Annotated in this window: 9 protein-coding genes; 1 reads left to right on the top strand and 8 read right to left on the bottom strand. The window is 64.1% G+C overall.

What is annotated here, in order from left to right; genetic code table 11:
- The 5 genes from EN781_RS18990 to EN781_RS18970 form a co-directional block, all read right to left on the bottom strand.
- Positions 1-265, bottom strand: a 265-nt coding sequence (locus EN781_RS18990; RefSeq protein WP_127400227.1) for a tetratricopeptide repeat protein, incomplete at its 3' end; no start/stop codon positions are given.
- On the bottom strand, positions 265-651 hold the full coding sequence (locus EN781_RS18985) for a response regulator (protein ID WP_126055110.1): 387 nt from the start codon (positions 649-651) through the stop codon (positions 265-267). The genes EN781_RS18990 and EN781_RS18985, both read right to left, overlap by 1 nt.
- A gap of 268 nt (positions 652-919) precedes the next feature.
- Positions 920-1,300 (bottom strand): response regulator, encoded by a 381-nt coding sequence (locus tag EN781_RS18980; RefSeq protein WP_126055111.1) that lies wholly within the window; start codon positions 1,298-1,300, stop codon positions 920-922.
- A 5-nt stretch (positions 1,301-1,305) separates the two neighbouring features.
- Positions 1,306-3,747: an ATP-binding protein gene (locus EN781_RS18975; RefSeq protein ID WP_126055112.1), complete on the bottom strand. Its 2,442-nt coding sequence runs from the start codon at positions 3,745-3,747 to the stop codon at positions 1,306-1,308.
- Positions 3,748-3,871: 124 nt separating this feature from the next.
- Positions 3,872-4,159: an alpha/beta hydrolase gene (locus tag EN781_RS18970; protein ID WP_126055113.1), complete on the bottom strand. Its 288-nt coding sequence runs from the start codon at positions 4,157-4,159 to the stop codon at positions 3,872-3,874.
- A gap of 4 nt (positions 4,160-4,163) precedes the next feature.
- Between EN781_RS18970 and EN781_RS18965 the strand changes: the two genes are divergently transcribed.
- Positions 4,164-4,334 (top strand): dihydrofolate reductase family protein, encoded by a 171-nt coding sequence (locus EN781_RS18965; RefSeq protein ID WP_245455484.1) that lies wholly within the window; start codon positions 4,164-4,166, stop codon positions 4,332-4,334.
- Between the two features lie 64 nt (positions 4,335-4,398).
- On the opposite strand, the gene EN781_RS18960 is transcribed toward EN781_RS18965, so the two are convergent.
- The 3 genes from EN781_RS18960 to EN781_RS18950 all read right to left on the bottom strand — a co-directional run.
- Positions 4,399-5,271: a patatin-like phospholipase family protein gene (locus EN781_RS18960; protein WP_126055114.1), complete on the bottom strand. Its 873-nt coding sequence runs from the start codon at positions 5,269-5,271 to the stop codon at positions 4,399-4,401.
- Positions 5,272-5,297: 26 nt separating this feature from the next.
- Complete coding sequence (locus tag EN781_RS18955) at positions 5,298-6,668, bottom strand: pitrilysin family protein (RefSeq protein ID WP_245455698.1); 1,371 nt, start codon at positions 6,666-6,668, stop codon at positions 5,298-5,300.
- Between the two features lie 26 nt (positions 6,669-6,694).
- Positions 6,695-7,927 (bottom strand): pitrilysin family protein (locus tag EN781_RS18950; protein ID WP_145965548.1); only part of this gene is annotated, 1,233 nt, incomplete at its 5' end.

Genomic DNA, 7,927 nt, shown 5'->3' with positions numbered 1-7,927 from the left:
CCCTGGAAAAGGCCTCGCGCGCGGCCGGCAGATCGTTGCGGCCGAGCTCGGCAAAGCCGAGCTGCACCAGAACATCGGCATTGCCGGGTTTCAGCGCCAGCGCGCGCTTGAGCAGGTCCGCCGCCTCATCGAAATGCTGGGCTTGCCTTGCCTTGACGCCGGACGCGTAGAGCTCGTCGGCGGTCTGGGCCAATGAGACGCCGGGAGATGCGGCGATTGCCAGGAACATGCATGCGGCAATGGCGGCGCGCCGGCTTCGCTGCATCAGCGCTTGTTCCGCGCGATCAGACGCGCAAGCCGGGCCAGGAGTTCTTCGGGGATGAACGGCTTCACCAGGTAGTCGTCGGCACCCTTTTCGAGCGCCGAGACGATGTCCTTTTCGGCCTTGCGCGCGGTCAGCATGACGACCGGAGTTTCGGACAGAGCCGGATCGCCCTTGATGCGCGCCAGCACCTCGATGCCGTCAGCCTTGGGCATCATCGCATCGAGCACGATGATGTCGGGTGCGTCCCGCTCCGCCTTGGAGAGCGCTTCGGCACCGTCGACCGCTTTGATGACCTCGTATCCCTTCGCCCTCAGCCTGAATTCCATCAGCTCGAGCAGCAACGGATCGTCATCGCAGATCAGAATTCTTGCCTTCGCTCCGTTCACCTGTCCTGCTCCGGTTCCGTCGCCCCCCGGAGTGATCAATCCATGGACCGCCATCCGCCAATGCGGGTCCATGCCATAGTTCCGCGCGGGTGTTCCCCGCGCCCGCCAACGCCGCGTAATCATAGATAAAGCCGATTCGCGACGGCCGCATTTCGATACAATCAGTAGATGAATATGAGGGCATGGTATAGGAGCCGTAAACGGCGCCGCACAGCTTCCGCAGCAGCTTATCGCCTATGCCGGCCGCGTGGACATCCGAAGCAGGCCGTCAGCCCGTTCGTAGCGCAAGCAGCTTGCTGACTTCACCGGCAAGCGCCAGCGGGTCGAAGGGTTTGGCGATGACCCCGACTGCCCCCATGGCCAGATAGTGTTCGACCTGATGCGTCTGGGTGCGCGCCGTGATGAACGCCACGGGTATCGATGCCGTAAGCGGCGAGGCGGCCAGCCGCTTCAGCGTCTCCGGCCCGTCCATGTCCGGCATCATCACGTCGAGCAGGATGAGGTTGGGCTGCCAATCGGCGGCGACCGCCAGTGCTTCGGCGCCAGAAGAGCAGGACCGCACCTCGAACCGTGGCTCGAGCTCGAGCGACATTTGGGCGATCTCGCGAATGTCGTCCTCGTCATCCACATAGAGTATCCTTGTCGACATCAACCTCACTCCCTTGCTTGCACGGTGGGTCCCGCTGCGTTGCGGGACGCAACCAACATGCGTCGGACCAGCTTGGCCACATCGATCTCCGACGCCCTGGTCTTGGTCATCATCGCCTGCACCCGGTCGCCGAGTTTCTCGTCCATCTCCGCCGCCGAGAACACGATAACTCCGGTCTCCTGCGGCAGATCGATGAGCAGATCCAGCCCCGATCCGTCAGGAAGCGCGATGTCGAGGATGACCAGGTCGTAGCGATGCTTCGCGACCGCCCGCCGCGCCTCCTGCAGCGTTTTCGCCGAAGCGATCAAGACGTCCGGACCCAGCCCCGCCGACATTACGGCAAGCACACCTTCGTCGTCCTCGACGTGGAGGATCCTCGGCCTCCGCTCGACCTTGCCGGCGACGATCTTGGCGAGAGCGGCATGAAGCCGCGTCGAATCCACCGGCTTTTCCAGCCAGTCGACGATGCCGACGGCGGTGCCGTTCAGCGAACGCTTGGCCTCATCGGCGACGGCGGAGATGACGATGACCGAAATGTCGGAATTCACCGGTGACGCCCTGATGTCGTGAAAGAGCTTGATACCGGATTCCCCGGCAAGCTTGATATCGAGCGTCAGCGCCACATAGTCGCGGGTGCGCAGGAGCGCCATGGCGGTGTCGATGTCGGGGGCGACGTCGCTGGAAAAGCCTTCCGCATCGAGGAGTGCCGCGATCACCGCCGCGACATCGGTCTCGTCCTCGCAAATGAGAACACGCAGGCGGCCATCGCGCGGCCGCGATCGACGCTCCGTCGCAACCGGCTTCTCGGCCTGCCTTTGCGCTTCGGCAAGGTCGACGTGGAACGAGGTTCCCTTGCCTTCCTCGGTTTCGAAGGAAACGGCGCCGCCCAGCTTTTCCACGATGGTCTTGACGATGCTCAAGCCGAGACCGGTGCCGCCCTGCTTGCGGGTGCTCGACGCGTCCGCCTGCTCGAACTTGCCGAATATGCGGCTGCGGAATGCCTCGGGAATGCCAGCGCCCTGATCGATCACCGAGATGCGCAGCATGTCACGATCGCGGCGCTCCAGTTTCACCGTCACGGTGCCGTCGGCGTCGGAGAACTTGATTGCATTCGACAGGAGATTGGCCATCACCTGATGCAGGCGATCCTCATCGATGTTGGCCTCGGCGCGCGGGGCATCGTCGACCAGGACGATGCGGATTCGGCCATCGGCCCTATAGTTGGAACTGGCGGCAATGGCCTGCTCCAGCAGGGGGCGAACAGGCATCTGCCTGATCTTGAAGGCGATCACGCCCGATTCGATCTTCTCCATGTCGAGGATGTCGTTGATGAGAAGAACCAGCCTCTCGCTGTTGTTGTGGGCGATGTTGATGAGGTTGGCGGCCTTTGGCGGCAGTTCGCCCGCCACTCCGGCCGCGATCAGGCCAAGCGAACCGCGGATTGATGTCAGCGGGGTGCGCAATTCATGGCTGACCGTCGAGATGAAATCGTTCTTGAGCTGGGCATTTCGTTTCTGCTCCGTGATGTCGCGATTGTAGGTGATGACGCCGGTGATCTTGCCGGCCTCGTCGCGGAACGGCGCCTTCAGCGTGTAGAGCCAGCCCTGCCTGCCGTCCGGGAAAACCGCCGGCTGGTCGATGCGCAGCGTCTGCCCGGCCTCCAGCGCGCCCATCTCGTCCTGCCGGAAGCGCTCAGCCACATCCTTCGGATAGAAATCGAAATCCGTCTTGCCGATAAGGTTCTCGACCGAAGTGGCTCTCACCATTTCGGCGGTCGCCGGATTGGCCGCGATGAAGCGGCCGTCGACATCCTTTATGTTGAGGCAATCCGGCAGCTCGCGAACCATGGCCCGGTAGATCATGTTGGACATTGCGAGTTCGCGCCGTCGCTCCTGGCGGTCGAGCAGCACGCTGATGATGATGGTGCTGAGGAAGCGGAAAACGAGGGACGGGAACGTGCTCAGCTGCACCATGCCGGCGACGACCTGGGGTGGGATGACCAGAAGCGTGATCAGCCCGGCGAGAGCGACCGACACGCCGAGGCCGAAAATGTCGAAGATGGTGCGCGTTCGGGCGGCGACGATGTGATGCCATGCAATGCCAACGACAGCCGTGATGAGGATGCCCACGATTCCGATGCTCGCGCCCTGCCCGCCGAGATGAATGCGATAGGCAATCGAACCGGCGGTGGCGATGATCATTGCAGGCCATCCGCCAAAGAACGCGGCGGCGGCGATGAAGGCTGCGCGCAGATCGACGATGAAGCCGGCGACAGAGAGCGCCGTCGCCATGGAAATGATCGCGCCGGCGCACATGACCACGCCGAGAATCAGCGACCGCCTCCGCCGCGAAAGTCGCCCGGTGAAATCCGCCACAAGGTCCCAGGCGACCACCAGGATGGAGACCAGCGCAAGATTGGCGAGGAGTGAGCGCCAGATATCGGTCATGACTTTCCGGCTCCTTTTCTCCGATAGATACCGGCAAAACCTATCCGAGGTCTAAAGAGCCGTGGACCGGTCTGAGCGACAATGGGACAGGCCGAAACGCCGAATCGGCGACCAGTGCGAAGCGTCAGGCCGACGCGATCATCGCCCAGCGAACGGCATATGTCGACGACCTCCGGCCGCAGGCTAGGTGGCGGAAGGTCGATGGTGGCTGCGCCACCCAGGCCTCGATCTGCTGCGTGACGAAGGCAGCCGCCTGGTGGTGGATGAAATGGCCGGCGCCAGGCAGCGCCACCACGGAAGAGACGTTGTCGACCTCGCGGAACGTGCCGTCGAAGGCACTGGCCGGAACATAGCGGCCGTCGGCGCCGAAGATCACCAAAGTCGGCGTACCAAAGGCAAATGGCGTCGCCAAGCAGTTGCTGGGGCATGGCCTGGTCGACCGCATCCGCCTGCTCAGCTATCCCGGCGTCGTCGGCCACGGCAAGCCGCTGTTTGCGCCCGGCGGGCGAGTGCCGCTCGAGCTGATTTCGGCAACGCCGTTCAGCAACGGCGTGGTGGCGCTGGAATATGCAACCGCGAAGTCTTGATGCAGCTTCGCAGGGGACGGCGATGATGGCCACCTCACCCGCTTGGGAGATCGGCAGCTTTCCCTCACCCGGCCTTCTTGCCCCGCTTGCCCTTCACGGCAGCCCTGCCCTCCAGCACCCGCTCGACCTCGCGCTTCAGCTGGTCCTTGATCTCGACCGTCTCGGCCATCAGCGTGTCGATCTTGAGGAAATCGAGCACGCGGTACTTCGACACGTTCGGGCGGATCAGTATGTCGGGCGGGCACTGCCGCAGCTTGTTGGCGATGATCGACTGCATCATCAACTGCGTGGCGCCGTACATCAGATCGACGGTGGTCGGGTGCCGGCGCTCGGCCTCGCTCGGCGCGCCGACGACGTCGATGGCGATGATAATGTCGGCGTCCTTTTCGATGAGGTCAAAGGGCACGGGGTTGTAGATGCCACCGTCGATCAGCACGCGGCCGTCGCGCGTCACCGGACGGAACACCGCCGGAATGGCGGCGGAAGCGGCCAATGCCGAATGCAGGTCGCCGTCCTCGAAGACGGCGAGCTTGTGGCCGAAATAGTCGGTCGCCGTCACTTTCAGCGGGATCTTCAGCTGTGCGAAGGTTTCCGGGATGGCGTCGGGCAGGAAGGATTTCAGGATGCGCTCGACATTGAATTGGCTGACGCGGATGCCGTTCTGCATAGCCTCGGCGATGGTTCCCGGTCTTGCCCGCCACATGCGCGAGGCCACCTCGGCGCGGCTGCCGAGGATAGAACGGGCATAGGCGTGGATCTCCGCACCGGTCATGCCGGAGGCCATGCCGGCGCCCATGATGGCGCCAATCGAGGAGCCGGCGATCGCCGCCGGCCTGATGCCGAGCTCGTCCAGTGCCTCTATTGCGTGGATGTGCGCGAGACCGCGCGCGCCGCCGCCACCGAAGGCAACGCCGAAGGTGGGACCGCCGCTAGCCATTGCTCACCATCTTCCCGCCCCGGGCCTCATCCCTTGCTTCCTAGCGGTGGACCGACGACCATGATGGCGGGATCGGACGACAAAAGCTTCTTCGCCGCCGCCTTGACGTCGGCGATCGTCACCGCGTTGATGAGGGCCGCGCGACGCTGCAGATAGTCGATGCCGAGATTGTCGAGCTGCAGTTCCAGCAGCGTCGCGGCGATAGAAGCCGAAGAGTCCAGATTGTTGATGGCATAGGCGCCGATCATGTATTTCTTGGCCGCCTCGAGTTCGACTTCGGTCGGACCCTGCTCCGCCATCCCCTTCACCACCTGGCGCACCAATGCGAGCGTCTCGGCGGCACGGTCCGAGCGAGTCGCGGTGGTGATGACCAACGCGTTGGAATGCTCGTGGTCGACCAGGTTGGAATCGACGCCATAGGCAAGGCCGCGCTTTTCGCGCACCTCTTCATAGAGGCGCGAGGTGAAGGTGCCGCCGCCGAGGATATCGTTCACCAGCACGGCGGCGAAGAAATCCGGTGCGCTGCGCTTCACGCCGGGATAGGCGAACTGCAGCGAGGTCTGCGGCAGGTCGTAGTCGACTTCCAGCTGCTGGCCGAGCTTCGGCTGGGTGTCGGCGATCGGGGCGAGCGCCTGCTTCTGCGGCAGGTCGCCAAACAGCTGGTCGAGCTTCCGCCTCAGGGTTGCCGCGTCGATGTCGCCGACCACGGCGACATGCAGGCCGTCGCGGGCGAAACTTGCCTTGTGGAAAGCGCCGAGGTCCTGCGGCGTGATCGCGGCGATGCTCTGCCTGGTGCCTTCATCGGGCCTCGAATAGGGATGCTCGCCATAGATCGCGCTTAGCCATTTGCGCTGGGCGATCGCGTTCGGGTCGCGCTCGTTGGCGATGATGCCCGACAGCACCTGGGCGCGCACGCGGTCGAGCGGCGCCTGGTCGAAGCGCGGTCTGTTGACGGCAAGCGTCAATAGGTCGAAGGCGGCGTCCTTCCCTTCCGACAGCATGCGCATCGAGCCATAGGTGCCATCGCGCTGCGCGTCGAAGCTCATCTCGGCGCCGGCATCGTCAAGTTTCACCTGGAAGGCGTCGCTGTCGAGGTCGCCGGCGCCCTCGTCGAACAGGCCGGTCATCAGGTTGGCAAGCCCTTCCTTGCCAGCCGGGTCCTGCGCCGTGCCGCCGTCGAAGACGAAGCGGATGGCGACGATCGGCACCGTATGATCCTCGACCAGCCAGGCGGTGATGCCCTTTTCAGACTTCACCTCCTGGATGTTCATCGCGGCACGGGCGGCAAGCGCCGGCAGGACGAGGAAGAACAAGGTAAAGCAAAGGGTGGCGAAGGCGCGTGCCAATTTCCCGTCTCTCCTTGAAGGAAAATGGTGAGCCTGGTGGGGAAAAGGCATCGTGCGGCTGTGCTGGTGCGTCATCATCAATTCCCCGCCTGTTGCTGCGGCAGAAGATAGCCGGTCGTCGAATGATCGAGCACAAGATAGCGAGCGGCGACCGTCTTGACCTCCTCGGCGGTGACCTTGCGGATGCGGTCCGGCCATTCCAGGACGTCGCGCACATTGCCGCCCGTGGCCAGCGTCGCGCCGTACATGTTGGCCATGTCGTCCTGCTTGTCGCGGGCGAAGATCATCGAGCGGACATAGCGCTGCTTGGCCTTTTCCAGCTCGTCATCGGTGACGCCGTCCCTGGCGATGCGGGCGACCTCGGCGTTGACCGCCGCTTCGACATCGGCGAGCCTGGCATCGCCGCGCGGCGCGGCGTAAACGGTGAAGTTGGTGGCGTCGAGCATGGTGCCCTGGAAGAAGGCGCCGGCTTCCGCGGCAATGCCCTGCTTGACCACGAGCTGCTGGTAGAGCCGGCTGCGGTTGCCACCGCCAAGGATCTCGGCCAGCAGGTCGAGCGCCTCGGCCTCGCCTGGCTGGGCCGTGTGATAGGACGGCACCACCCACTGCGTCGAGAAGCTCGGCACGGAAACGCGCGCGTCCGTCAGCGTCACCGTCCGTTTGGTGTTCTGCTCTGGCTCGACCGGGCGAATGCGCGGCGGCAGGTCCGGGCCGCGCGCGACCTTGCCGTAGGTCTTCCCGGCCAGCGCCTTCACCGTGTCGGGCTCGACATCGCCGGCCACCACCAGCACGGCGTTGTTCGGCCGGTAATACTTGTCATAGAAGGCGATCGCGTCGGTGCGGTTCAGTTGTTCCATCTCCTGCATCCAGCCGATGACCGGGATGCGGTAGGGCTGGTTCTGCCAGAGCGTGGTGTCGACTTCCTCGTCCAGCACCGCCTGCGGGTTGTTGTCGATGCGCGAACGGCGTTCCTCAAGGATCACGTCGCGTTCGGTCTTGATGACGTCGTCGGTAAGGATGAGATTGCGCATGCGGTCGGCCTCGAAGGCCATCATCTCGCCCAGCGCCGACGGGGCCACCGTCTCGTGGAAGGCTGTGTAGTCGTAGGAAGTGAAGGCGTTGTTGGAGCCGCCGATCTCCGAGACGGCGCGATCGAACTCGCCGGCGGCGTGGTTGGTCGTCGCCTTGAACATCAGGTGTTCGAAGAAATGCGCGATGCCGGACTTGCCGGCCGGCTCGTCGGCGCTGCCGATCTTGTACCACACCATATGGGTGACGATCGGCGCGCGATGGTCGGGGATGACCACCAC

It is taken from the genome of Mesorhizobium sp. M4A.F.Ca.ET.090.04.2.1 (genome assembly GCF_003999085.1).
Taxonomy (GTDB): Bacteria; Pseudomonadota; Alphaproteobacteria; order Rhizobiales; family Rhizobiaceae; genus Mesorhizobium.
The sequence above is the reverse complement of the archived record's forward strand: the minus strand, read 5'-3'. Positions and strand labels throughout refer to the sequence as shown.